The organism is Archangium sp., from assembly GCF_036389735.1.
Taxonomy (GTDB): domain Bacteria; phylum Myxococcota; class Myxococcia; order Myxococcales; family Myxococcaceae; genus Archangium.
In genome coordinates this window covers 1-23,725 of sequence record NZ_DASVWK010000819.1, presented here as the reverse complement: position 1 = coordinate 23,725, position 23,725 = coordinate 1, and the positions used below count along the sequence as shown (strand labels likewise).

24 protein-coding genes are annotated in these 23,725 nt (G+C 69.1%); 12 read left to right on the top strand and 12 right to left on the bottom strand.

Going from position 1 to position 23,725, the window contains the following annotated elements; genetic code table 11:
• Positions 1 to 59: 59 nt before the first annotated feature.
• Both VF794_RS29200 and VF794_RS29195 read right to left on the bottom strand, forming a co-directional pair.
• Positions 60 to 530, bottom strand: a complete 471-nt coding sequence (locus VF794_RS29200; RefSeq protein ID WP_331116043.1) for a hypothetical protein — start codon at positions 528 to 530, stop codon at positions 60 to 62.
• On the bottom strand, positions 520 to 2,160 hold the full coding sequence (locus VF794_RS29195) for a glycosyltransferase (RefSeq protein WP_414640972.1): 1,641 nt from the start codon (positions 2,158 to 2,160) through the stop codon (positions 520 to 522). The genes VF794_RS29200 and VF794_RS29195 overlap by 11 nt, the downstream gene beginning before the upstream one ends.
• A gap of 115 nt (positions 2,161 to 2,275) precedes the next feature.
• Here VF794_RS29195 and rfbB point away from each other — a divergent pair, with 115 nt between their 5' ends.
• The 8 genes from rfbB to VF794_RS29155 all read left to right on the top strand — a co-directional run bounded on the left by rfbB (position 2,276) and on the right by VF794_RS29155 (position 9,632).
• Positions 2,276 to 3,295, top strand: a complete 1,020-nt coding sequence (rfbB, locus tag VF794_RS29190; RefSeq protein ID WP_331116041.1) for a dTDP-glucose 4,6-dehydratase — start codon at positions 2,276 to 2,278, stop codon at positions 3,293 to 3,295.
• A 14-nt stretch (positions 3,296 to 3,309) separates the two neighbouring features.
• Complete coding sequence (locus VF794_RS29185) at positions 3,310 to 4,224, top strand: SDR family oxidoreductase (protein ID WP_331116039.1); 915 nt, start codon at positions 3,310 to 3,312, stop codon at positions 4,222 to 4,224.
• A complete protein-coding gene (gene rfbA / locus VF794_RS29180; protein WP_331116038.1) occupies positions 4,221 to 5,102 on the top strand; it encodes a glucose-1-phosphate thymidylyltransferase RfbA in 882 nt (293 codons plus the stop codon). Before VF794_RS29185 ends, rfbA begins: the two co-directional genes overlap by 4 nt.
• Positions 5,099 to 5,650: a dTDP-4-dehydrorhamnose 3,5-epimerase gene (gene rfbC, locus VF794_RS29175; RefSeq protein ID WP_331116036.1), complete on the top strand. Its 552-nt coding sequence runs from the start codon at positions 5,099 to 5,101 to the stop codon at positions 5,648 to 5,650. Before rfbA ends, rfbC begins: the two co-directional genes overlap by 4 nt.
• 2 nt (positions 5,651 to 5,652) lie before the next feature.
• Positions 5,653 to 6,741 (top strand): alpha/beta fold hydrolase, encoded by a 1,089-nt coding sequence (locus VF794_RS29170; protein ID WP_331116034.1) that lies wholly within the window; start codon positions 5,653 to 5,655, stop codon positions 6,739 to 6,741.
• Positions 6,742 to 6,867: 126 nt separating this feature from the next.
• Positions 6,868 to 7,905 (top strand): YihY/virulence factor BrkB family protein, encoded by a 1,038-nt coding sequence (locus VF794_RS29165; protein ID WP_331116045.1) that lies wholly within the window; start codon positions 6,868 to 6,870, stop codon positions 7,903 to 7,905.
• 81 nt (positions 7,906 to 7,986) lie between these two features.
• Positions 7,987 to 8,265: a hypothetical protein gene (locus VF794_RS29160; RefSeq protein ID WP_331116032.1), complete on the top strand. Its 279-nt coding sequence runs from the start codon at positions 7,987 to 7,989 to the stop codon at positions 8,263 to 8,265.
• Between the two features lie 50 nt (positions 8,266 to 8,315).
• Positions 8,316 to 9,632: a xylosidase gene (locus tag VF794_RS29155; protein ID WP_331116030.1), complete on the top strand. Its 1,317-nt coding sequence runs from the start codon at positions 8,316 to 8,318 to the stop codon at positions 9,630 to 9,632.
• Between the two features lie 284 nt (positions 9,633 to 9,916).
• On the opposite strand, the gene VF794_RS29150 is transcribed toward VF794_RS29155, so the two are convergent.
• The 5 genes from VF794_RS29150 to VF794_RS29130 are packed head-to-tail and all read right to left on the bottom strand — an operon-like array spanning position 9,917 to position 15,350.
• On the bottom strand, positions 9,917 to 10,405 hold the full coding sequence (locus tag VF794_RS29150; RefSeq protein ID WP_331116028.1) for a hypothetical protein: 489 nt from the start codon (positions 10,403 to 10,405) through the stop codon (positions 9,917 to 9,919).
• A complete protein-coding gene (locus VF794_RS29145) occupies positions 10,402 to 11,232 on the bottom strand; it encodes a DUF692 domain-containing protein (RefSeq protein ID WP_331116026.1) in 831 nt (276 codons plus the stop codon). Before VF794_RS29145 ends, VF794_RS29150 begins: the two co-directional genes overlap by 4 nt.
• Positions 11,229 to 12,131, bottom strand: coding sequence for a TIGR04222 domain-containing membrane protein (locus VF794_RS29140; RefSeq protein ID WP_331116024.1), 903 nt, complete (start codon positions 12,129 to 12,131; stop codon positions 11,229 to 11,231). Before VF794_RS29140 ends, VF794_RS29145 begins: the two co-directional genes overlap by 4 nt.
• Before the next feature lie 19 nt (positions 12,132 to 12,150).
• Positions 12,151 to 14,673, bottom strand: a complete 2,523-nt coding sequence (locus tag VF794_RS29135) for an ABC transporter permease (RefSeq protein WP_331116022.1) — start codon at positions 14,671 to 14,673, stop codon at positions 12,151 to 12,153.
• Positions 14,670 to 15,350 carry an ABC transporter ATP-binding protein gene (locus VF794_RS29130; protein ID WP_414640973.1) on the bottom strand — a complete coding sequence of 227 codons (681 nt, stop codon included), beginning with the start codon at positions 15,348 to 15,350 and terminating at the stop codon, positions 14,670 to 14,672. The genes VF794_RS29135 and VF794_RS29130 overlap by 4 nt, the downstream gene beginning before the upstream one ends.
• Before the next feature lie 123 nt (positions 15,351 to 15,473).
• Between VF794_RS29130 and VF794_RS29125 the strand changes: the two genes are divergently transcribed.
• Positions 15,474 to 16,139, top strand: coding sequence for an arylesterase (locus VF794_RS29125; protein ID WP_331116018.1), 666 nt, complete (start codon positions 15,474 to 15,476; stop codon positions 16,137 to 16,139).
• Positions 16,140 to 16,412: 273 nt separating this feature from the next.
• Here the strand turns inward: VF794_RS29125 and VF794_RS29120 are convergent, their stop codons facing one another.
• A complete protein-coding gene (locus VF794_RS29120) occupies positions 16,413 to 17,210 on the bottom strand; it encodes a hypothetical protein (RefSeq protein WP_331116016.1) in 798 nt (265 codons plus the stop codon).
• 253 nt (positions 17,211 to 17,463) lie between these two features.
• On the opposite strand from VF794_RS29120, the gene VF794_RS29115 reads away from it, so the two are divergent.
• Positions 17,464 to 18,126 carry a glutathione S-transferase family protein gene (locus VF794_RS29115; protein ID WP_331116014.1) on the top strand — a complete coding sequence of 221 codons (663 nt, stop codon included), beginning with the start codon at positions 17,464 to 17,466 and terminating at the stop codon, positions 18,124 to 18,126.
• 376 nt (positions 18,127 to 18,502) lie between these two features.
• On the opposite strand, the gene VF794_RS29110 is transcribed toward VF794_RS29115, so the two are convergent.
• Positions 18,503 to 18,871 (bottom strand): hypothetical protein, encoded by a 369-nt coding sequence (locus VF794_RS29110; RefSeq protein WP_331116012.1) that lies wholly within the window; start codon positions 18,869 to 18,871, stop codon positions 18,503 to 18,505.
• 208 nt (positions 18,872 to 19,079) lie between these two features.
• Here VF794_RS29110 and VF794_RS29105 point away from each other — a divergent pair, with 208 nt between their 5' ends.
• Both VF794_RS29105 and VF794_RS29100 read left to right on the top strand, forming a co-directional pair.
• On the top strand, positions 19,080 to 20,012 hold the full coding sequence (locus VF794_RS29105; protein ID WP_331116011.1) for a DUF2381 family protein: 933 nt from the start codon (positions 19,080 to 19,082) through the stop codon (positions 20,010 to 20,012).
• A gap of 11 nt (positions 20,013 to 20,023) precedes the next feature.
• A complete protein-coding gene (locus tag VF794_RS29100) occupies positions 20,024 to 20,515 on the top strand; it encodes a serine/threonine protein kinase (protein ID WP_331116009.1) in 492 nt (163 codons plus the stop codon).
• 123 nt (positions 20,516 to 20,638) lie between these two features.
• Here VF794_RS29100 and VF794_RS29095 read toward each other — a convergent pair whose 3' ends face one another.
• The 3 genes from VF794_RS29095 to VF794_RS29085 all read right to left on the bottom strand — a co-directional run bounded on the left by VF794_RS29095 (position 20,639) and on the right by VF794_RS29085 (position 23,723).
• Positions 20,639 to 21,379 carry a hypothetical protein gene (locus tag VF794_RS29095; protein ID WP_331116007.1) on the bottom strand — a complete coding sequence of 247 codons (741 nt, stop codon included), beginning with the start codon at positions 21,377 to 21,379 and terminating at the stop codon, positions 20,639 to 20,641.
• A 31-nt stretch (positions 21,380 to 21,410) separates the two neighbouring features.
• Positions 21,411 to 21,686, bottom strand: coding sequence for a hypothetical protein (locus VF794_RS29090; RefSeq protein ID WP_331116005.1), 276 nt, complete (start codon positions 21,684 to 21,686; stop codon positions 21,411 to 21,413).
• A 438-nt stretch (positions 21,687 to 22,124) separates the two neighbouring features.
• Positions 22,125 to 23,723 carry an ABC-F family ATP-binding cassette domain-containing protein gene (locus VF794_RS29085; RefSeq protein WP_331116003.1) on the bottom strand — a complete coding sequence of 533 codons (1,599 nt, stop codon included), beginning with the start codon at positions 23,721 to 23,723 and terminating at the stop codon, positions 22,125 to 22,127.
• Positions 23,724 to 23,725 lie beyond the last annotated feature (2 nt).

Below are 23,725 nucleotides of genomic sequence, written 5' to 3'. Positions count from 1 at the left end.
ATACGAAACCGTGTGGGGCGGCAAGCCACGGCGCCCGGCTGGGACGCGGTGGGACGGCCTCAACCCTTGGGGGGCTCATGGCCCGGGTCCGTCTCCCGCCGCGCTTCCATCCGTGCGAGCCGCTCCTCGACTTCCTTGCGCCAGAGGGACTGGGTGCGCGCCTGCACCTGCTGGTGCTCGTAGACGGTGGCCAGCGAGTCGAGGATGGCCTCGTTGAACTCCACCTGCCGCCGCAGCACCTCGTTGATGAAGGGCTGGAAGGCGAGCCGGAAGGCGCGCTTGGCCATCACGAGCGCGGGGCCGACCACCGGACGGTGCGAGGTGGCGGGCTCGACGTAGCGGCTGTCCTTCTTGTTGCGCGGCGCCTGGAGGACGGGAGGCCACTCGCGCTCGACGGGAGCGTGCTCGGAGGACTCCAGCTTGCGGCGCAGCGCCTCCAGCGTCTCGGGGGGAGGCGGGGGCAGCCGGGCCACCTCCGCGGCCACGGCCTCCGCGGTGGGCGAGGTGGTGAGCAGGTCTTCAGCGTGCATGGGCTTCTCCGGTGCGGGAGAGCAACTCGGCGAGCCGGGTCGCGGTGGTGTCGGGGGAGGAGGGCGCCAGCTCCAACAGACGGGTGCCGAGCCGCCGTCGGGCCTCGGCCCGAGAGGCGTCGGGCAGGGTGGGGTCCCCCACGCCCCAGACACGCGAGGGGACGCGGGCGAGCAGCTCACGGGCGCTCGCCGTCTCCACGCCCAGCAGCACCGGCACCGCCGCCGAGCCCACCACGGCCGTCTCCAGCGAGGAGGCACCCGGCAGCGGCGCGGAGGGCTCACGGGAGAGCGGCTCGTCCGGGGTGAAGCGCCACGTCTCGATGCCTCCGTGGCGCTCCACCTCGGGCTCCGCGCGGGGCGAGGGCACCCCGGGGCGGAGCGTCAGCACGCGGGCACGTCCGAGCTTCTCGGCCACGCGCGAGGCGAGCCGGGCCATGTCCGAGTCGGGCCGGGGCCCCAGGGCGGGGCAGATCAGATCCACCGGTACCGGGGAAGCCGAGGCCGGGGGCGCCTCGAGCGTGCCCTCGAGGAACGGACGCAGCGTCTGCTTCCACCGCGTGGCCACCGCGTCCTGCCCGAGCGCGGCCAGCCTCGCGCGTTGCGCGTCCAGCACCTGCCCGCGCAGCTCCGCGTGGCGCTCCACCACCGCCAGCAGCCCGGCCACTTCCACGGCGTCCCGGGAGAACGTGGTGAGCCCCGCGCCCCCCATCGTCTCGGGCACGGCGGCGGCGCCATAGGCCACCACGGGCACGCCCCGGTGCATGGCCTCCAGCAGCGGGACGCCGAAGCCCTCGTGCCGGCTCATGGAGAGGTAGGCCGTGGCGGTGGCGAAGCACGCGGAGAGCTGGGCGGCGCTCACCCGTCCGAGGAAGAGGACGCGCTCGGGGCCGAGCGCGTCCCGCAGCCCGTGGAGGTAGCCGCCGTAGGGCGTCTCGCGGTTGAGGTAGCCGGCCACGACGAGCCGACTGCGCGGCTGGTACAGCCGTTGGTAGGCGGTGAAGGCGCGCAGCACGTCGTCCACGCGCTTGTGCGGCACGGCCCTGCCCACGAAGAGGACGTTGGCGCACCCGTCCTCCAACTCGGCGCGCAGTACCGGATCCGGCGGCGCGTCGAAGGCGTGCCAATCCATCGCGAAGGGCAGCACGGCCACGTGGGGAAGGCCCGCGGCCACCAGCTCCTCGGCGCTGAAGCCCGAGTACGCATACGCGCACTCCACCAGGGGGCGCAGGGCGAGCAGCTCCTCGCGTGCCGCGGTGCATGCCTCGGCCACCTTGCGCTCGAAGCCCTCGAAGAGCCGGGCCGGGGTGACGTTGTGGTACACGAGCGCCTTGCGGCCGGGCGAGCGGGCCAGCAGCGGCACCAGTCTCGATTCGAAGCTGTGGTGGATGAGCAGGGCGCTGTCCGCATCCGCCTCCCGGGGGTAGTCCCGCGCCGGGCGCACCTGCTCGCGGCACTCCTCGTCCCACTGCTCGGCGTAGATCTCCGAGGCGTAACCCCAGTTCCGCAGAAGCTCGCGCAGGTAGCGGGCCTGGTTGCCCACCGCGTCTCCCCAGGCCAGCCGTGGCAGGAATTGGTGGACCGCTCGTGCCGCCGATGGCCCGGCGGGCCGCTTGCTTCTCAGGATGCTCACGATGCCCTTAGCCTCTACCCCCGCGACGCTTGTTACACAAGGTCACCATTGACGGCGTGAGCGCTCATCCATTAGTCACGCCGCTTTCCGTCCCAATCTCGTCGAGCGTGTCGTCATGAACGTGCTGGTCACCGGGGGCTGCGGTTTCATCGGCTCCAATCTGGTCAAATACCTGCGTCGGGTGAGGCCGGACTGGACGCTCATCAACCTGGACAAGCTCACGTACGCGGGCAACCTGGAGAACCTCAAGGATCTCGAGGGTGATCCGAAGCACGTCTTCGTGCGCGGGGATGTGGCCAACCGGGAGTTCGTCGAGCACCTGCTGGGCGTGCACCGCATCGACGCGGTGATGCACCTGGCGGCCGAGAGCCACGTGGACCGCTCCATCCTGGGCCCCGAGGCCTTCATCCAGGCCAACGTGCTGGGCACCCAGCAACTCCTGGAGGCCAGCCGCGTGCGCGGCATCAAGCGCTTCCTGATGGTCTCCACGGACGAGGTGTACGGCTCGCTCGGCCCCACGGGCTACTTCACCGAGACCTCGCCGCTTCAGCCCTCCAGCCCGTACTCGGCCTCCAAGACGAGCTCGGATCTGCTCGCGCTGGCCTGGCACCACACCTTCGGCATGGACGTGGTGGTGACGCGCTGCTCGAACAACTACGGCCGCTACCAGTTCCCCGAGAAGCTCATCCCCCTCATGGTGGTCAACGCCCTGCACGACAAGCCGCTGCCCGTCTACGGCGACGGCGCCAACGTGCGCGACTGGCTCCACGTGGAGGACCACTGCTCGGCGCTGCTCACCACGCTGGAGCAGGGCAAGGCCGGGCAGGTCTACAACATCGGCGGCAACTCCGAGCGCAAGAACATCGAGATCGTCAAGGCGATCCTCGGCCTGCTCGGCAAGCCCGAGTCCCTCATCAAGTTCGTGAAGGATCGCCCGGGGCATGATCGGCGCTACGCCATCGACCCGACGAAGATCCGCACGGAGCTGGGCTGGACGCCCGCGCACACCTTCGAGCAGGGCCTCCAGGAGACGGTGCGCTGGTACGTGGACAACGCCGCCTGGTGGGAGCGGGTGATGAGCGGCGCCTACCGCCAGTATTTCGAGTCGCAGTACCGCACCCGCCTCAACGGCTGAACGGAGAGGCCACCATGCGATTCCTCGTCACGGGTTCCAACGGGTTGGTGGGCAGCCGGGTGTGCGCGCTGCTGGAGAAGGGCGGGCACCAGGTGGTGGGGCTGGGACGCGGCCCCCAGCGCACGGAGGAGGCGTACCACTATGTGGCGTGCGAGCTCACGCGCGAGCAGGACGTGGCCGCCGCCATCGAGTCCATCGCCCCCGAGGTCATCATCCATCCCGCCTCGATGACCGAGGTGGACGCCTGCGAGAGGGATCCGGAGCTGGCGTACGCGGCCAACGTCAACGCCACGGCGGCGGTGGCGCGGAGCGCGCGCAAGCTGGGCGCGCACCTGGTGCACGTGTCCACCGACTACGTCTTCGACGGCGAGCACGGCCCGTACGACGAGCAGGCACTGCCCAACCCGCGCGGCGTCTACGCCATCACCAAGCACATGGCCGAGCAGGTGGCGCGGACCTTCGTGCCCGGCTGCGCCATCGCGCGCACCGCGGTGGTGTACGGCTGGCCCGCGGCGGGCCGGGCCAACTTCGGCGCGTGGCTGGTGGGCGCGCTGGAGAAGGGCCAGCGGGTGAACCTCTTCGAGGACCAGTTCGTCTCCGCGAGCTTCGCCGACAGCGTGGCCGCCATGGTGGCGGAGCTGGGCGAGCGCAAGCTGGGTGGCATCTGGAACACCTGCGGCGCCGAGGTGGTGGATCGCGTCCGCTTCGGTCGCGCGCTGTGCGAGGTGTTCGGGTTCGACCCGGGCCTCATCACCCCCGTGCGAATGGCGGACATGAAGCTGGCCAGTCCGCGCCCGCTGCGCAGCGGGTTGAAGGTGGACAAGGCACGCGCCCAGTTGCGCGCCCAGCCCCTGAACCTCGCCGAGTCCCTGACCCGTTTTCATGCCGCCTGGAAGGCCGGGCGCGGCACCGAGGAGAAGAAGTCGTGAAGGGAATCGTTCTCGCTGGCGGCTCCGGCACGCGCCTGTACCCGCTGACGCGCGTCGTCAGCAAGCAGCTGCTGCCCGTCTACGACAAGCCGATGATCTACTACCCGGTCACCACGCTGATGCTGGCGGGCATCCGGGACATCCTCATCATCTCCACCCCCACGGACCTGCCGCGCTTCGAGGAGCTGCTCGGCAGCGGCAAGCAGTGGGGCGTGAACTTCCAGTACGCGGTGCAGCCCAGCCCGGACGGGCTCGCGCAGGCCTTCATCATCGGCCGCGAGTTCGTGGGCAAGGACCCCGTCTCCCTCATCCTCGGCGACAACATCTTCTACGGCCACGGCTTGAGCGAGCTGGTGCAGCGCTCGGCGAAGCGGGAGTCGGGCGCCACCGTCTTCGGCTACCACGTGAAGGATCCGGAGCGCTACGGCGTGGTGGAGCTGGACGCGCAGGGCCGCGCGCTGAGCCTCGAGGAGAAGCCGGCCCACCCCAAGTCCCACTACGCGGTGACGGGCCTGTACTTCTACGACAACCAGGTCCTGGACATCGCGAAGCACCTCAAGCCCTCCAAGCGCGGCGAGCTGGAGATCACCGACGTCAACAGCATCTACCTGGGCCGGAAGCAGCTCCAGGTGGAGCTGATGGGCCGTGGCTACGCGTGGCTGGACACCGGCACCCATGAGTCGCTCATGGAGGCCTCCAACTTCATCCAGATCATCGAGCACCGCCAGGGCCTCAAGGTGGCGTGCCCCGAGGAGATCGCCTACCGCATGGGCTACATCGACGCCGCCCAGTTGGCCGAGCTGGCGCACCCCATGCGCAAGAACGAGTACGGGCGCTACCTGCTCGACCTCATCGAGAACAGGGGAGCGCGCGGGTGAAGATCTCCGAGACGGAGCTGCCCGGCGTCCTCCTGCTCGAGCCCAAGCGCTTCGGCGACGATCGCGGCTTCTTCATGGAGCTGTTCCATGCGAAGCGCTACGCCGATGCGGGCCTCCCGGGCCCCTTCGTGCAGGACAACTTCTCGCGCTCGGCGAAGGGGATTCTGCGCGGGCTGCACTTCCAGCAGCCCCAGGCGCAGGGCAAGCTGGTGCAGGTGTTCGCCGGCGCCGTCTACGACGTGGCGGTGGACATCCGCCGCGGCTCGCCGACGTTCGGCAAGTGGGTGGGCGTGGAGCTGAGCGCGGACAACCGGCGTCAGCTCTGGGTGCCCGCGGGCTTCGCGCACGGCTTCTGCGTCCTCTCCGAGAGCGCGGACTTCCATTACAAGTGCACCGACTTCTACTCGCCCGCGACCGAGCACGGCATCGCCTGGAACGACCCGGACCTGGGCATCCCCTGGCCGGTGAAGTCGCCGCTGCTCTCGCCCAAGGACTCGGCCGCCCCGCGCCTGAAGGACGCGCCGGTGCTGCCTGACTACACGGGCTAGCGATGTCCCGCTCGCTTCCACTCGCACCCGTGGTGTTGCTCTTCGCCCTGCTCGCCACGGGCTGTGTCTCGACGTCCAGTGCCCGGGTCAACGCCAGGGCCCAGTCCCTGCGCATCCAGACGGAGGACGGCTGGGGTCTGGCGATGCGGCGCATCCCCGCCGAGGGGCCCGTGCGCGGGCGTCCCGTGCTGCTCATCCCGGGGCTGGCCTCCGGCGACGTGAGCCTGGTGCTGGATCCGGATCACAGCCTCGCCTTCTGGCTAGCGGACCACGGACGCGAGGTGTGGACGGTGGCGCTGCGAGGCACCGGCGCGTCGGACCATGCGAACGCGGCCGCGGGGCGTCCCTCGGGCTATGGCTTCGACACCCTGTGGCGCGAGGACTTCCGCGCGGCCCTGCGCACCGTGCGCCAGCACACCGGCGAGGACGAGGTGGACGTCGTCGCCTACAGCCTGGGGGCGCTGCTCCTCTACGCCTACCTCGCCGAGGACGGAGAGGGCATCGGCGCGGCGGTGGCCCTGGCCGGACCCACGCGGATGGATCGCGCCGGGCCCTGGCTCAAGACGCTCGCGAAGGTGGGGGATCGCTTCGTCTCGCGCGAGGACACGCTCGACATGGGCTTCCTGTCCTCGCTGACGGCGCCGGTGCAGGCGTACCTGCGCGGCAACCCGGTGGAGCGCATCGCCCTGGACGCGCGCAACACGCCGCGCGAGCGGTGGCGACGCTTCGCGTCCTGTGTCTTCGGCGAGCTCTCCGGGGGCGTGGTGAGGGATCTCATCCACATGGTGCACACCGGGCGCTTCACCAGCTCGGACGGGAGCCGGGACTACCGCGCGGGCCTCGCGCACGTGCGCGTGCCGGTGCTGGTGATGGCGGGGGAGGGGGACCAGGTGGCCCCCGTGAGCGCGGTGCGGGACGGCTACCTCGCGCTGGGCGGCCCCAAGGCGTGGCGGCTGCTGGGCACCACCGAGGGGCTCGCGGTGGACTACGGCCACGTGGACGTCGTCATCGGCGAGCGCGCCCCCTACGAGGTGTGGTCACCCCTGCTCGGCTTCCTCGACCGCGCCGCCGTCCGCCACCCCCTCCAGTGACGAACCCGTAACCGCTCCTCCAGAGGCTCGGGGGGTAGACAGGCGAGCGTGGGCCCGTGGAATGTTCCGGGCTGAGGTAGACGCACGGAGTGCGCATCCTTGGCATGTCACCAGCAAGGAGGCGTGATGGTACTCCCAGGCAAGGGGATGAGCTGGAAGGAGTTCTTCACCGAGTTGAAGAACGAGTACAAGGCCGACAACGTGAGCAACGTGGCCGGAGCGGTGACGTTCTTCGCCGTGCTGGCGGTGTTCCCCTTCCTCCTGTTCCTCGTGGCGCTCGCGAGCGTGATCATCGATCCGGCGCAGGCCGAGGTGCTCATCCAGGAGATGGGGCGGGTGGCGCCGGAGGCGGTGACGCAGATCATCGGCCAGCGCCTGAAGGACCTGGCGGCGGGCGACAACGTGGGGCTGCTGACGGTCGGTGCGTTGGGCGCGGTGTGGGCGGCCTCGGGCGGCGTGGTGGCGCTGATGGACGCGCTCAACACCGTCTATGACGTGGAGGAGTCCCGGCCCTTCTGGAAGGTGCGTGGCATCGCCATCCTGGTGACGCTGGGCGGCGCCGTGCTCTCCATCATCGCCTCCCTGGCCATGGTGGCCATGCCAGCCATCGCGCACCGGCTGGGCGAGCCGCTCGGCACCGTGGTCATGTGGCTGCGCCTGCCCTTCGCTGGCGTCCTGATGATGCTGGTGTGGGCGCTCATCTACTACTTCCTCCCGGACGTGAAGCAGTCGTTCAAGTTCATCTCGCCTGGCTCGGTGGTGGGCGTCATCGTCTGGCTGGTCGCGTCCTGGGGCTTCTCGGTGTACGTGCGCAACTTCGGCAGCTACGACGCGAACTACGGCGCGCTCGGCGGCGTCATCGTGATGCTGCTGTGGATGTGGATCTCCTCGCAGGTCATCCTGCTGGGAGCGGAGATCAACGCCGTGCTCGAGCACAAGTCGCCAGAGGGCAAGGCCCCGGGCGAGAAGCGGCCGGGCAAGGGTGGCCCTCCCATGACCAAGGGCCAGAAGCGGGAGAAGGATCAGAAGGAGTTGGAGGAGCGCCTGAGTCCCCAGCTTCCGCCGCGGCCCGAGCCGGCCCGGATGACGCCACTGGGAGCGGCGGCCACCTGGGCCTCCGGCTTCGGACTGGGCGTCCTCCTGCTGCGCCGGTTCAACCGGTAGCCAGCAACTCCGTGCCGCGGTTGCAACTGGGCTTCGCCTTCCGAGGACACACTCGAGTACCCGCTCGAGCGGCGGGTCGAGTTGGAGACGCGCTCGGGCACCTCGGTCATCTACCGCGACGTGCGCGAGCCGGACGACCTCTTCGCGCCGCTGGGCCTGAAGGTGCTTGGCTTCGTGCGCAGTCCGTTCGAGCGCCGCCTGGCCGTGCCTACGTCGTCCGGCTCCACGTGGTCGGCGCGGAGCGGCCCCCGGCGCGCAAGGGCGCGGCACGGCCGAGCGCGCGCTGACACCGGCGTGCATGGCCGCTCGCCCTCCAGGGGTGCACACGCCCTCGCCCTGTCAGGGCCGCGGACGGAATAGGGCCAGTGGCCTGCCTGGTTTCCGGGCTCGTCACCTCTGCCCTGGACCCCATGTCCGATCAATTCGAGCAGACGTCCGCTTCTCTCCCTGTTGCTCCCCCGCTGACCCCGTCCGAGGAGCGCGTGGCGCACAACGCGCTCGCGTCGGCCCCGTCCGCACCCTTCGAGTTCAACACTTCCTCAAGGGGCGCGACACTGGGCGAGCTCCTCGCTCGACCGGCCTGGGTTCCCGAGGCGCTCCTCTCCGAGAACATGCCGGACCCGTTCGCCCTACGGCTGTCGGCCACGAGCCCGGACGGAGCGCGAACGCAAGGGCTGTGGCTCATCGCCACGTCGAACAACCTTCCCCATGCCTTCCCGCTCTATCGGTGGAGCGAGACCCGGGCTCGGTTCGAGGCCGCCTTGAAGGACGGCCAACACCTGGCCCTGTTCCCCGAGGGGCAATTGCCGGAGTGGTGGAACCAGGGCGAGCCGGTGCCCAACGAGCCGGGGCTGCCCGATGATCTCCTGCTCGCGCGCTGGGCGCCGGAGGTCTTCGAGCTCGGCGAGTGGCTGGTCCTCGTCTACACCGCGCGTGACCGGCAGGGCGTGCTGCGGAGCGCCTACGCCACGAGCCGCTCCATCGAGGGTCCCTGGACGGACCACGGGCCCCTGGACGTCAACCCGCGCGTGAAGGAGCTCGTTCCGGACTACCCGGGAGGGGACGCGGGGGACAACCCGATGCTGGGCACCATCGACGGGACCGTGGTGCGTATCGAGGACGGCTCCGGACGCAAGCGCCAGGCCCTGGTGGTCAAGGTGGATGGCAACGCGCTGCGCTGGGTGGATGAGACCACGGGCCAGTGGCGCGCCGTGCCGACGCCGCTGGTCGCGCGGGAGTTCACCCTCGGGCCGGATGGGGTGCTCGACTTCGTCGGCGCGCCCAACGTCATCCTCAGCGATGGGCCCCAGCATGGCGGGCTCGTCGAGGGGCAGTTCTTCGTCCGGGAGAACGGCCAGCTCCACGTCATCTACAGCGCCGGCTTCTTCGGCAACCACGAGTACCACACCTACGTGGGCAAGCTCGATGACGTGCTGCACGGGCAGGTTCGAGACGAGCGGCTGTTGATGGACAGCGAGAGCCCGGCGCTGGGCGGGGCGTGGAATGGCCCGGGACACCCTTCGCTGGAGAAGGTGGGGGAGGGCCTCTATGCCCTCTACCTCCATGCGTGGCGGAGCGGGACGGACTACAGCACCCACGGCGAGGCGCGAAAGGTGCTGCGCTTCCACCTGTCCTTCCGCGACACGCACGGCCACCCATGTGAGCCGTTCGTTGTCGAGGACCGGCAGCTGCGGCTCGACGTGCCCCGAGCCTTCGAGGCGGCCTGAACCAGCCTAGACATGCTTGAGCCACTCGCGGATGACCTTCGCGAAGGCGGATCGTCTTGCGTCAATGTCTTTCAAATCGAGAAACCTCGCCGACGCCCGGTCCTTGGCAAGCCACTCGAGCAACGATTCCGGGTCGGAGACCGCGATGCCCGAGGTCGCGGTGTCTCGTGTTTTCGCCCCCAGGTGCAGGATGACCTGCAGTCTCGACGTCCTCGGGCGTGGAGGCACCGCGCTTCGTGGTTTTTTTACGAGAGGCTTTCGCGGCCACTGCACACTCCTCGTGGTCAATCAGTCGAGGGCAGCCACCAGCGCCGCACGCGGCCTCCGGGCAGCCGCACCGCGAGCACCCAGCGTCGGGGGTTGCCTACCCGGCCCACCTTCCAGGACAGTCCCCGGCGCGCGGCCACTCCTCCCTCGGCGGTGAGCCGCCAGCGCAGGTCGAAGCCGAGCAACTCGTCCTCGGCCTCGGGGGGAAGGCGGCCCGCGGCGCGCAGGGCCTCGGCGAAGCGGCGGCCCTCCACCAGCGGGTGGGGCTCCAGGCCCCGCCAGGGGTTGTCCCGGGCCCAGGCGGTGAAGACCTCGGAGAACCCCGGCCCGAGCACCGCCACCAGCGCGGGCCAGACGCGCCGCACCTGCGCGCGGCGCTTGGACAGGAGCGACTCGGCCGCGGCCCGCACCCGCTCGGGATCGAAGCCGGCGGGCACCGGGCCTCCGTCACTCAGGGCGCGCACCAGCTCGGCCTGGGCCCGCGCCAGGGCCTCGCGGGCGCTCACGCGGCCTCCCGGCGCGCCACGCCCCGCGCCAGTGCCACCCGCATGGCGTCGAGCTCGGCGACGAGGACGTCCGGCGGGGGGAAGGCGTCATCGCGCTCCAGCAGCGCGGGCACGGGGCCCAGGCGCGCGACGAGCTCCTCCAGCAGCATCAGGGCCCCCGTGGACACCGGGTGCGCATGGGTGTCGTGGTACAGCCCGCCGTGCTTCACCCCGCCCGCCACGTGCACGTAGGCCAGGCGCTCGCGCGGCACCGCCTCCAGCACCGCCCGCGTGTCCGTGCCGAGGTTGAGGCCGTTGGCGTACAGGTTGGCCACGTCCAGGAGCACCCACGCTCCCGTGCGCTCCAGCACGCCCGAGAGCAGCCGGGCCTCGGAGAACGAGGGCTGGGGCCACTCGAAGAGGCTCGCCACGTTCTCCAGCGCCAGGGGAACGGGCAGCGCCGCCTCGGCCGCGCGCACGTTCTCCGCCAGCACCTCCAGGGCGTCCTCACCCCGCTGGAGGGGCAACAGGTGTCCGGACTCCACGCCCCCCGCGCGCACGAAGGCCAGGTGCTCGCTCACGCACACCGCGTCCAGCCGCTCGGCCAGCCGCGCCAGCCACGTCAGGCGCTCCGGGGACGGAGGCTCGGCGCTGCCCAGGCCCAGCGAGACCGCGTGCAGCACCACCGGCACCCCACGCTCGCGCAGCCGGACGAGCGGCTCGGGCAGGGGGCCCCGGGCGTCCAGGTGCTCGGCCAGCACCTCCACGAAGCCCAACCCCTCCATCGTGTCGAGGGTGTGCGCGAGCTGCCGCCGCCACCCGACGCCCACGCCCGCCAGGCGCTTCAATCCCCGCCTCCACAGCCTCCGCAGCCTCCGCCTCCTCCACAGCTGCTGCCACCCGAGCAGCTGCTGCCACCCGAGCAACTGCTGCCGCTGGAGCCACCGCCCCCACCGCTCCCCATGCTGCCCATGGGCATGAGGTAGGAGCGCAGGGGGTGGACGTCCATGAGCGCTAGCGAGCCCAGGCCGAAGAGGCCCGTGGCCAGCACCAGGTTGCCGGAGTTCAGCATCTGGCCCGTGCCCCCGGTGGAGGCCGTCGTGCGCAGGGGCGCGTGCCGCACCCGGAGCAGCTCCAGCGCCTCGTTGCCCCGGCGGGTGCGACGGCGGGTGCCTCCCAGCACGGTCAGGCCGAGCACCGTGCCCACGAGGAGCTCCAGGACGAGGAAGCCCACCGGCTTGTCTCGGGCCACACCCACCATGAGCTTCAGCACCCCCACGCCCAGCGCCACGCCGAAGAGCAGGCGGGGGAGGTTGTGCACCTGGGAGCTCTGCTCGGGCGTGAGGAGGAAACCCCGGCGCTCGAGTGACTCCTCCAGCCGATCCAGCTCATCCTCCGCGGCCTCGCGCAACTCGGGGAGCGAGCCCAGCCCCTCGGACACCGCGGCATGGATGGCGCGCTCCAGGCGCGAGGCCTTCTCGGGCGGTGGCGTGGCCGCGGAGAGCTTGCCTTCCTCGAAGCGCAACGACCGGCCGTGCACGAGCGCCAACACCGCCGCCTTCACCGCGGTGTCCACGCCGTCGAGCACGGCCACCTCGTAGGCACCCAGGTCCAGCTCATGGGGCTCCGGAGTCCGCGACGGCTGATTGAGCAGGTGCTTCCAGAGCAGCGCCAGCAGGCACGCCACCACGAGGAAGACCGCATAGGCCACGAGGAACTGCGGACCGTTCCAATCCAGAGGGTTCATCCAGCGCTCCATCTCAGCCCTACAGCTCCCGCAGCGTCACCGAGGGCGGCGCATCCAGCACTCGCCGGGTGGCGAACATCCCCGCGCTCACCGCCGCCAGCACCCCCAGCCCGCCACCCACCACCACCAGCCGCCAGTCCGCCTGCCACGGCAGGCTGAACACCTGCGTGGCGATGACCCCGGCCAGGACGGAGGCGGCGCACGCCGCGGTGAGGCCCGACAGCAGGCCAATGGCCGCGAACTCCGAGGCCTGCGCGAGCCGCAGCTGCCGGCGGCTGCCGCCCAGCACCCGCATCACTCCTCCCTCCAGCAGCCGCTCGTCCTGGCTGGCGCTGACCGCGGCCATCAACACGAGCAGGCCCGCGAGCAGCGAGAAGTAGAAGACCACCTCCACCACGGTGGAGACCTGGTCCGCGGTGCCGCGCACCTGCTTGAGCAGCGCGTCGATATCCACCACCGAGAGGTTGGGAAAGCGGGCCACCAGCTCCGCGGTGAAGCGCGTGCGCTCGGTGGGCACGCGCACCGCGGTGATGTAGCTGGCCGCATAGCCCACGAGTGCGCCCGGAGACACCAACACGATGAAGTTCGGCCGGAAGCTCTCCCACTCCACCTTGCGCAGGCTGGTGACGGTGGCCTCGAGCCGCTGGCCCGCGATATCGAAGGCCACGCGGTCCCCGAGCTTCCAGCCCATCGAGGTGGCGAAGCCCTCCTCCACCGACAGCTCCGGCTTTTCCGGGCGCTGCTGGCTCCAGAAAGCGCCCGCGGTGACGCGGTTGTCGTCGCGGAGCGTGTCCGCGGTGGAGAGGTTGTACTCGCGGTCGCTGCGCCGCTGCCTGCGACGCTCCTCCTCGGAGCCGGCGACCTCCGCGTCGGGCGCCGCCTTCACCGGCTCACCGTTGTGAGCCACCAGGCGGCCGCGCACCATGGGGAAGAGGTCCGGAGCGGGCAACCCCTGCTCGGCCATGAACGCACGCACCGGCTCTATCTGGTCCTCCTGCACGTTGACGATGAAGCGGTTGGGAGCCTCCTTGGCGAGCGACACCTGCCAGCGGTCGAGCAGGTCGGTGCGCACGAAGGTGAGCAGCAGCAGCGCCATCAGCCCCAGGCCGAGCGCCGACACCTGCGCGATGCTGGTGGCCGCGCGTCGGCTCACATTGGCCAGCCCATAGCGCAGGCTTCCGCGCAGCCGCGAGCGCAGCCGCCGCACGAGGGCGATGAGCCCCCACGCCAGTGCGGCCAGCACCCCCAGCGTGGCGATGATGCCGAGGAGCATCCAGGACGCCAGCCCCGCCGAGCCGGCCTTCCACCACAGCAGCGCGGCCAGCCCCGCCACGCCCGCGAACCCCACCAGCCAGGCGCTCGGCTCGGTGCTGTCGAGATCCCTCCGCAACACGCGCAGCGCCGGCACCCGCCGCAGCGCGAGGATGGGCGGTGCCCCGAAGGTCAGCAGCACCACCAGGCCCACCCCATACCCCTGCACCGCCGGCACCCAGCCGGCCGCTGGGATGGACAGCTTCAGCGCCTCGGAGAGCCATCGGCCCACCAGCCACTGCAGGAGGAAGGCGAGCAGGACGCCGATGGAACTCGCGATGAGCCCGAGGAGGAGCAGCTCGCCCCCGTAGGTGCCCACCAGCGTGCGCTGGCTCGCGCCCAGACACCGCATCACCGCCGTGCCCGACAGGTGCCGCTCGCTGTGCCGGCGCGCGGCCATGGCCACGGCCACCGCCGCCAGCACCACCGACACCAGCGCCGCGAGGCTCAAGAAGCGGCCCGCACGGTCGAGCGCGGAGCGCATCTCCGGACGCGCTTCCTTCACCGTCTCCAGGCGCTGGCCGCGCGCGAGCCCCTCTCGCGCGGTGCGCACGAAGCGCTCCACCGCGGTCGACTCTCCGGCGACCACCAGGCGGTAGCGCATCCGGCTGCCCTCCTGCACCAGCCCCGTCGCGGGCAGGTCGGCGAGGTTGAGGAACACCCGGGGCGCGATGTTGAAGTAGTCGAGCGCCGCGTCCGGCTCCTGCACCACCAGGGCGGCGAGCCGCAGCTGCGACTCGCCGACGCCAATCATGTCCCCCAGTCTGGCGTCCAGCGCGTCCGCGCCGGCGCGGCTCATCCACACGCTGCCCCGCTCGGGGATGCCCGCGGCGTCGCGCTCGGGGCCGCCCTCCGCCTCCATGACGCGGAAGCGGCCCCGCAGGGGGAAGCCCTCTCCGAGTGCCCGGAGATCTCCGAGCTTGAGCCGCTCATCGTCCGCGTCGCCGACCCGGACCATGCTGGACAGCTCCTGCGTCTCGGTGCTCCGCAGCCCGGACGCCCCCGCCGCCTCGCGCACCACCCCGTCGATGGGGGTGTCGCCGAGCACCACCGCGTCACCACCGAGCAGACGGTTGGCCTCGATGGCGAGCGCGCGCTCGGCGCGGTCGGTGACGAAGCCAATGGCCGTCACCGCCAGCACCGCGAGCACCAGTGCGGAGAGGAGGATGTGGAGGTCGCCCGCGGCGAAGTCACGGCGCAATTGGCGCCAGGCCATTCCGAGCAGTCTCATGACGACTGCCTCTGCTCGGCCACCAGCCGGCCGCCGTCGAGCCGCAGCCGCCGTCCGCAGCGCGCCGCGAGGTGCTCGTCATGGGTGACGAGCACCAGGGTGGTCCCCGCATCCGCGTTGAGCGAGAACAGCAGCTCGACGATGGACTGGCCGGTGGTGGTGTCGAGGTTGCCGGTGGGCTCGTCGGCGAAGAGCACCGCCGGCCGGGTGACGAAGGCGCGCGCCAGGGCGACGCGCTGCTGCTCTCCGCCCGACAGCTGGCGCGGGTAGTGGCCGAGCCGCTCACCCAGCCCCACCTTGCCGAGGATGGCCCGGGCGGGCGTCTCCACGTCCGCGTCTCCGCGCAGCTCGAGCGGGAGCATCACGTTCTCCAGCGCCGTCAGCGAGGGCAGCAGCTGGAAGCTCTGGAAGACGAAGCCCACCTTCTCGCCGCGCACGCGCGCCCGGCCGTCCTCGTCCAGGGCGGACAGCGGCTCGCCATCCAACAGCACGCTTCCGCTGCTGGGCGTGTCCAGCCCGGCCATCAGCGACAGCAGCGTGCTCTTTCCCGAGCCGGAGGCCCCGACGATGGCCACGGTGTCGCCATGGGCGACGGAGAAGCCCACCCCCTCGAGGATGGTGAGCGCTCCGGACGGCAGTGCCACCCGCTTGCCCAGCTCCGACACCTGGAGGGCCATCCGGTGGGGGTCGGTTTGGACTTGGGTGTGCATCGCGATGTTGTGGGGCATATTGGTTCTTCGTCAGGGGAGTGGCTGCTCGCGGAGCAGGCTTGTAACGCGGACCCGGAGGAGTTGCAGCGGATGAGCCAAGAATACATGAGGGAGCGCGCCCGGACCTCCGGGGTGCTCGGCTACCTGGTGCTGACACTGGCCGTGTCGCTGGCCACTCTGGCGGAGCCGGCCGTGGCCGCCGAGCCCGTGCGCACGGTGCTGGTGATGGGGGACTCGCTGTCCGCCGCCTACGGGCTCGCGCCGGAGGAGGGCTGGGTGGCGCTGACGGCCGAGCGCATGGCCCGGCAGACGCCGGGATGGCGGGTGGTGAATGCCAGCGTCAGTGGTGAAACCACCGCGGGGGGCGCCGCGCGGATAGCAGGAGAACTCACGCGCAACCGGCCGCGGGTGGTGGTCATCGCCCTGGGGGGCAACGACGGTTTGAGGGGCCTGCCGCTCAAGCAGACCCGGGCCAACCTGGAGAAGATGGTGAGCGCGGCCAAGGCCTCCGGGGCCCGGGTGCTGCTGGTGGGCATGCGCATGCCGCCCAACCTGGGGAAGGCCTACACGGAGGGCTTCGTGGCCAACTACCGCACGGTGGCCGAGGCGCACCAGGTGGCCCTGCTCCCGTTCCTGCTGGAGCCCATCGCGATGGACCGCGGCGCCTTCCAGGCCGACAACATCCACCCCGTCGCCGCCGTGCAGCCCAAGCTGCGCGACCACGTCTGGCCCGCGCTGGCTCCGCTGCTGAAGTGAGGACGGGACCGCGCAAGAGGCCCAGCCCCCTGCGCGGGCGGTTTCACGAGCCCCCGCGCGCTGGAGGCTGAGTTCATTTCAACGGCTGGAACCGGCTCCGCTTGTAGACGTCTACAAGCGGTGTCGTGTTTTGTCCCACATTCACGCATGTTGCTTGTAGACGTCTACAAGCGAAGCCGGCGAACACCCGCGAATCAGAATGCACGGCCGAGGCTCGGAGGGACGGTGAGGACGAGCGAACCCGGGTGCCGGGAGCCAGGGGCTCCGCGCCACTTACTGCCCGAGTGACTGGGGCGGCGGCTTCGCGGCGAAGACGGGCGCATAGCACTCCCCCTTGTGCTCGTAGAGGTCTCCCGGGCACGGCGCCTTGAGCCTGTGGGGCATCCAGCATCCGCCCACCAGCTCGACCTGGACGTAGCGAGTGCAGGGAGGGCGCTTCTGCCCTTTGAAGGGCTCGCGCGGCAGGGGGAGGGCGAGCAGGGATTGCTTCGGGGGAGTGCCGTCCGCGAGCCAACCACTGGCGAGCGGATCCGGCTTCTCGGCGGCCGTCGGCACTTCATCGCTCACGGGTGCTGGCGCTGTTCTCGCCATGGGCTCTGGGCCGCTGGGCGGTTGGGACACAAGGGCCGGACGCACCAGCGCGAAGAGCAGGGCGCCCACCGCGGCGGCGCTCACCAGCGCCAGCCCCAGGTGCCAGCGGGGGCGGGGCTCGCGGGTGTCGGAGACGGCATGGGCCATGCGCCGCATCGCCTCGTGCAAGCCCTCGAACGTGAACACCGCCGACTCCACCGACTGCCTGTCGGGGGCCCTGGACCAGGGGGTGTGCTCCACGTGCATGGCGATGAAGCCGAGGGAGGCCGAGACGTTGACGAGCCCCCGCAGGTCCTTCAGCGTGGCCGCCCCCTTCTTGGCGAGCTTGAGCAACAGCACCGTGGCCCCGCTCGGCTCGTGCGTGGCCAGGTAGACAGTCCCCTCGGTGTAATCGGTCTGCGGCACCTGCTCCTGGAGGAGGTACGGCCCCAACCGCTCCGGTTCGTCCCCGCTCGCCTCGGACTTCTTCTCCTCGTCCATGCGTGCTCCTCGCTGGCCTCCCCACCTGCTGGAGACCCAAGGCTCTTGTTCGCATGGAGCCGCGCCCGACTTCCAGGAGGTGGCTGGTGCATTCGGGGCGTCCTACTGCCCAGGTGCTCTCTCGACCTCCACAGGGCGCCCATCCGTCCTATTCAGCCCTTCAGGCCTCGCTGCGCTCGGGCCTCACGGCCGCGCTTGCGGTAGGCGGCCAACCTCCTCGACAGCGCGCGGGCACGGCATCAACAATGCTGGAATGCTCACGCTCCACGGCTTCGGCCGCGTCAACTCGAAGGTAGTGGGTCTCACGCGCGATTTGCGCGTCCTGTGGACGCTCGAGGAGCTGGGCGTGCCCTACCGGGTGCACGGCCTGGATCATCCCGCGGGGGAACTCAGGAGCGAGGAGTACCGGCGGCTGAACCCCTTCTCTCAGGTGCCGGTGCTCGAGGACGACGGCTTCGTGCTCACCGAGACGGGCGCGATCCTGCTGTACCTGGCGGAGAAGACGGGCAGATTGATGCCCGCGGATCTCCAAGGCCGCGCCCAGGTGACGCGCTGGTGCTTCGCCGCGCTCAACACCCTGGAGCCCCCGCTGTTCCAGATCGTGATGATCGATCTGCTCGGCGCCGCCGATCCCACCGGCGCGCAGCGGCGTCCCGAGTTGGTGCAGTGGGCCGGGCGTGCGCTGACAGCGCTCGAGGACTGGCTTCGGGAGCGTCCGTATCTCACCGGCGAGGCGTTCACCGTGGCGGACATCCTGATGACCACGGTGCTGCGCGAGGTGCGCAACGCGGGCGTGCTCGACGGCTTCCCCCGGGTCTCCGCCTACCGCGAGCGCTGTGAGGCACGGCCCGCCTGGCGGCGGACGCTGGAGGCCTATGAGCAGCGCCTCGGGGCCCCGGCGGGCAGCGCGCGCTAGCCAGCAGCCGCCCACCAACTCGGCCTGGACGTAGCGAGTGCAGGGGGACGCTTCTGTCCTTTGAAACGCTCGCGCGGGAGGGGGAGGGCGAGCACGGATTGAAATTCCTGACACCTTTCCTGGAGGGGCAGGATCGTGCTCAAGCTCAACCGCTGGATTTATCCCGCTTGCGCCCCCTCCGGCTGGCACAGTAGCGGTGTGCTCCCTGCGTGGTCGGCTGCGCTTGCTGGGCGGTGCCGGGCTGGGCGCTTCTCCCCGGGTGTCAGGGGCAGCCAGGGGCCCCACGCCACTCATTGCCCGAGCGCTAGGGCGGTGGTTTCTCGGCGAAGACGGGCAAGAAGCAGTCTCCTAAATCCAGGCCTCTTCCCGGGTGGAGTCACTCCTCCGCTTCCTCCATCGCCTCCAGTTCCTCGGTCGTGGGGGAGCGAATGAGGACCCACTCGCCGTCGCGAATGCGTGTGACGGTATGGAGAGCGCCTGCGACCTCCAGCACTGTTTCATAGGGAAGAGTCGGCTGGGTTCGTAGCCAGGCCAGAGCCTCATCCCGGGTGCCGAAGGAGCGCAGGGGTTTCGGCCATGCTTCTTCGCTGTTGAATGCCTTTACGTACTCCCAGAAGTCAGTCATCCGGCCGATGCGTCGGATGAAATGGAGCGCCAGGGCCGCGGTCTCGATGTTGGTCACCGCTTCCGGTTCGCTGGAGTGCTGTCCGGCCACGGCTTCGAGGGAGTTCAGGAGGTCTTCCAATTTGGAGCTCATTTTGTAGGGAGAAGGTGGCTTTCGCTTACCTCGGTGGCGCTGGCGGGGTCCTGATGCGCTCGGGACTGCTTCGGCGGCGGGACGCGTCGACGCTGACGAATTTTGGGCATCAGAACAAGGGCGATGATCGGCCTCCCACAGTCGAGGCGCGTGCAGACTGGAAATCCTGTACCCGTCCTATTAAGTTGGCCAGTCCATGCGAACTTCTCAAATAACCAGGAGCGGCCTGCTTCTCGTCTTCGTGGCTTTCGCGGCACTCGCCAGGGACCCGGACGACAAGATCATGATTCGGACCCTCAAGGTCTCGGACCACCCGAGTCAGGAGGCGCACAACATCTACGTTGCCGGGCAGGTGGTGACGACCCTCCGTTTCGTGAAAGAGGTTGCTCCGACGAAGACGAAGCTCTTGGCGTGGGAGGGGCGTTTCGAGCCCCCGCTCGTGGGCGGTAAGAAGGTGGTTCTGGAGCCGATTCGCGATCTCAACAGCGATGAGGCGGTGCCCCTGCTCGTCACGCTCGTTGACGGAACCGAGTTCGTGTTCCTCGTGAAGCGCCCAAGCCGCGAGGAGTGGGGGTGGATCGATCATCAGGTCAACGTGTTCAAGGATCCCGACAGCTACAACGCGGTGCTCTCGTCCCTATATGACTCTCTCAAGAGAGAGCGCGAACTGAGCGAGGAGAACGAGCGTTTCAAGAAGGAAGAGAACTCGGTCGACCATGCCTACGCGACGCTTCTCGCGAACGGGCAGGTGAAGAAGACGCCATTTCGCCGCAAGAGGTTCTGGCGCTCGACCAACGAGGACATGGACATGCGAGTCGAGGTCTTCGAGGGGCCTGGGAAGGCGGCGGTCGTGGTTCACCTGAAGAACACCTACCACGATGGGCCATGGAAGTTTGATGGCGCCTACCTGACCCGCGACTTCACCAACTACACGGTTCGACCCTTCGCGCTTCGTATGAACCGGACCGAGATCGCTCCCGGTCAATCGGGAAAAATCGCGGTCGTCGTGGACAAGAGCGCCTTCGAAACGGAGGGTGGGCAGTTGGCGGATCTCGCCCTGCAGATATTCCGGGGGGATGGTCTCCTCCAGGTCGCCGTAGCGATGGATCACACGTTGATTCGGCAGTAGAGGTTCTGTTCATGCCCACGACCAAAGCATCGTTGCTCAGCGCTGTCGTCCTGCTCGCCATGGCTTCCGGCTGCGCCACAACTGGCGGTGTGGCTCTGCGCCCGGATGGTACTCCAGGTCCGCAGGAATGCTCCGAGGACGCCAAGAGAATGATGCGCGCGCTGAAGCTGCGCGTCGGGGATGCCGCCTGGGTCGACCTCGATGCAAACCAACTCGATGCGAGGCAGGTCACGCTCTACGACGGGCCGATTGAGAGCATCCTGAAGGACGAGTTCGGCACGCTCGAATCGACGACTCGCTTGTACGGGCAGGTCTGGACGAGTGGCGCGCAAGTCGTGATCCGGTACTATGAGGCCCACCCACCAGACAGCGAGAAGTTCCCCATCTGCGCGGTGGCCCGGCTCAGCCGGGACCAAATGAGGAAGCGGCCCGAGTCGAAGCCCGGAATGGCCATCCTGGACGGCTCCACTGCGGCGGCCTACATCGTCGATGCTTTCCGCTAAGCCAATTGAAGTAAGTCTTGTCAGGGGGAGGTTCCAGCCGCGCTCGGGAGCAACTGGCCCAATGGTTGGACCAGTCAGCACGGCGCGCGGCCGGAGGGTGTGAGTTTGCCCCGGGCGTCGGTACTACAGACTCCTCACCTTCCACCCGTACCAGAAGGGCCCCTCGGGCATCGGCTCGTATCGCCAATTCGTGTCGATGCTTCGCGAGACGTGCTGTCCGTTCGCCGCGATGGCGTGTGTCTTGTTGGTACCGGCAACATGATGGGCATGGAGCACCGGACAGATTGTCGACTTGTGGATGCGTTGGAGGGCAGGGATGAGGCCCATCCCCATTCTGGCGTGACCCGGCGCGAAGACGGCCGCTGGGCGCATCTTGCCGATAGCCTTCGCCGCGTACGGGTTGAAGATTTCGCCGCAGAGCAGCACCGACACCTTGGTGCCCGCGATCGGCACTGTGCGCTCGTCACCAGGGAACGCCTGCCGCGGATCGTAGTTGTCGCTCGTCGTGCTCGTCTGCCGCCACTGCCCGAGCAGTTGACCATCGCCGGCCACCACGAATCCGAAGTACGGAAGTCTCCGGGCGAGCACGTCCATTTTGGTCACCTTACGCTTGGAAGCGGCACCGACATCGATTCCACCGACGACCGCCACCCCCGCCCCGCGCGCCGCATCCGCAACACGATCGAAGAGCAAATCCCGGTCAGCTTCGTCTGTCGCGAACAGGAAGCCCATCGGAAGCAGGAGCACGGGGCAATCATTCTTCTTTGCGATCGAGAACAACGCATCCAACGCTCGCAACCGCAGCGTATTGTTCGCGGGCCTCCGGAATCCTTTTACTGATACCAGCGTCTGCAGCACGCGCATCACAACCTCCTTGGCAGCTGACCCACTCCGATCAGGGCAACGGATACCGCTTGAGCGCGGCGGCGATGGCCGTCTCCCAGTTGGCACCAACGCCCTTCTCCTTGAGCACGATCCGTAGCCTCTCTCGGGTGCGGACGTTATTGAGCCCCGAGAACCCGCCAAGCCCGCCGCAATAGCTGAGGTGGATGTTGATGGTGGTTGTCGATTTGTTGTTCGCACTGAAGTGATGCACCTGCCGGAAGTGGTCGTTCGACATCGCGTGGTCATCCCTCAGTCGCGTCAGGATCCGAATAGTGTCGTTGGGCATCGCTCCTCCAGTCTCAGGCTGCGGCCTCGTTGTTGGCGAGGCACACCGTCTTAATCCAGACGCGCACGCATCCACCACTTGAGAGAGCGCATCCATGGAAATAACTACAACAGAGGGAGGAGCCACTGGAGTGGGGCGACCGTGACACCGAGGGCGCTCAAATACGGCGGACTCGACTACACCGCGCCCGGCTGCACTGCCGCACCAGCACGCTGCGGTACGGCCTCGTGGTCGGGCAGCAGTTTCTCCACGCCGCGCACTGCAGGGAATAGGCAGTACACCCCGCCCACCAGCGCCCGAGCAGTCCGCTGACGACGAAGAGCAGGGCCATGCCCGCCCCCACCCCTGGGCCTGAAAACACAGAGGCCGGAGACCCCTGACGAATCAGCGGCTTCCGGCCTCGGGGTGTGTCTCCCCGAAGGGAGATGAGGGGCGCGCCTAGCGACGCGGGGCGACGTGGCGCGGGTTCTTCTCGGTGTACTCGGCGAAGGTGCCCGAGAAGTCGTTGACGGGCTTGCCCTCGTCCAGGCTCCAGATGCGGGTGGCCACCTCGGAGATGAGCTCCTGGTCGTGCGTCACGACGATGACCGTGCCCTCGTACTTCTGCAGGCCCTCGGCCAGCGCGCTGATGGACTCCAGGTCCAGGTGGTTGGTGGGCTCGTCGAGCACCAGCACGTTGTCCTGGTTGAGCATCAGCTTGCACAACAGCAGGCGCACCGTCTCACCTCCGGACAGCGTGTCCGTGGGCTTCATCCGCTCCTCGCCCGAGAAGAGCATCCGGCCCATGATGCCGGAGATCTCCTCGTTGGTGAGCTTGGTGTTGATGTCGCGCAGCCACTCGAAGGCCGTGGTGCCCTTGCGGATGGTGCCGTGGTGGTCCTGCGGCAGGTAGCCCAGCGAGGCCTGGTGGCCCAGGGTGATCTTCCCCGCGTCCGGCTCGAGCTGCCCGGCGATCATCTTCACCAGCGTGGACTTGCCCACGCCGTTGCGGCCGATGACGCAGATCTTCTCGCCCTTGCACACCAGCCCCGTGTACGGCTGGATGACCTTCTGGCCGTCGTAGCTCTTGGCGATGCCCTCGATCGTCAGCGTCTGCTTGCCGCTGGCCTGCTTCTGATCGAAGCGGATGAAGGGCCGCGCGATGTTCGAGCGCTTCAGATCGTCCGTCTTCAGCTTGTCGATCTGCTTGATGCGGCTCTGCACCTGCGAGGCGCGCGTACCGGCGTGGAAGCGGGCCACGAAGTCCTGCAGCTGGAGGATCTTCTTCTTCTTCTCGGAGACCTCGGACTCGACCCGGGTGCGCAGCTGGGCCTTCTGCCTCACCATGTCATCGTAGCCACCGTTGTACTGGATGATGGCCTCGTAATCGATGTCCGCGATGTGCGTGCAGATGGTGTTGAGGAAGTGCCGGTCGTGGCTGATGGTGATGAGCACTCCCTCGAACGCCATGAGGAAGGTCTCCAGCCAGCGGATGGAGTCGATGTCCAGGTTGTTCGTGGGCTCGTCGAGCAGCAGGCCCTGGGGCTTGCCGAAGAGCGCCTGGGCGAGCAGCACGCGCAGCTTGAGGCCGCCGGTGAGCTGCTTCATCGGCCCCTCGTGCGACTCCGCGGGAATCCCGAGGCCCTCGAGCAGCGAGGCCGCCTCGGACTCGGCGCTGTAGCCGTCCTCCTCGGCGATGACCATCTCCAGCTCGCCCAGCCGGTTGCCGTCCTCGTCGTTGATGTCGGGCTTGGCCAGGATGGTGTCCTTCTCCTTCATCGCCTCCCACAGGCCCTTGTTGCCCATGAGGACGACGTCGAGGACGCGGTCGTTCTCGTAGCGGAAGTGGTCCTGGCGGAGGATGCCCAGCTTCTTGGGGCGGGAGACCGTGCCCATGTCCGCCTCCTCGTCCCCGGCGAGGATCTTCATGAAGGTGGTCTTGCCCGCCCCGTTGGGGCCGGTGAGACCGTAGCGGCGGCCAGGCGAGAAGGCGACGTTGACCTCCTCGAAGAGCTTCTTGGGCCCGTAGGCCTTGGAGACGTTGATGATGGTGAACATGG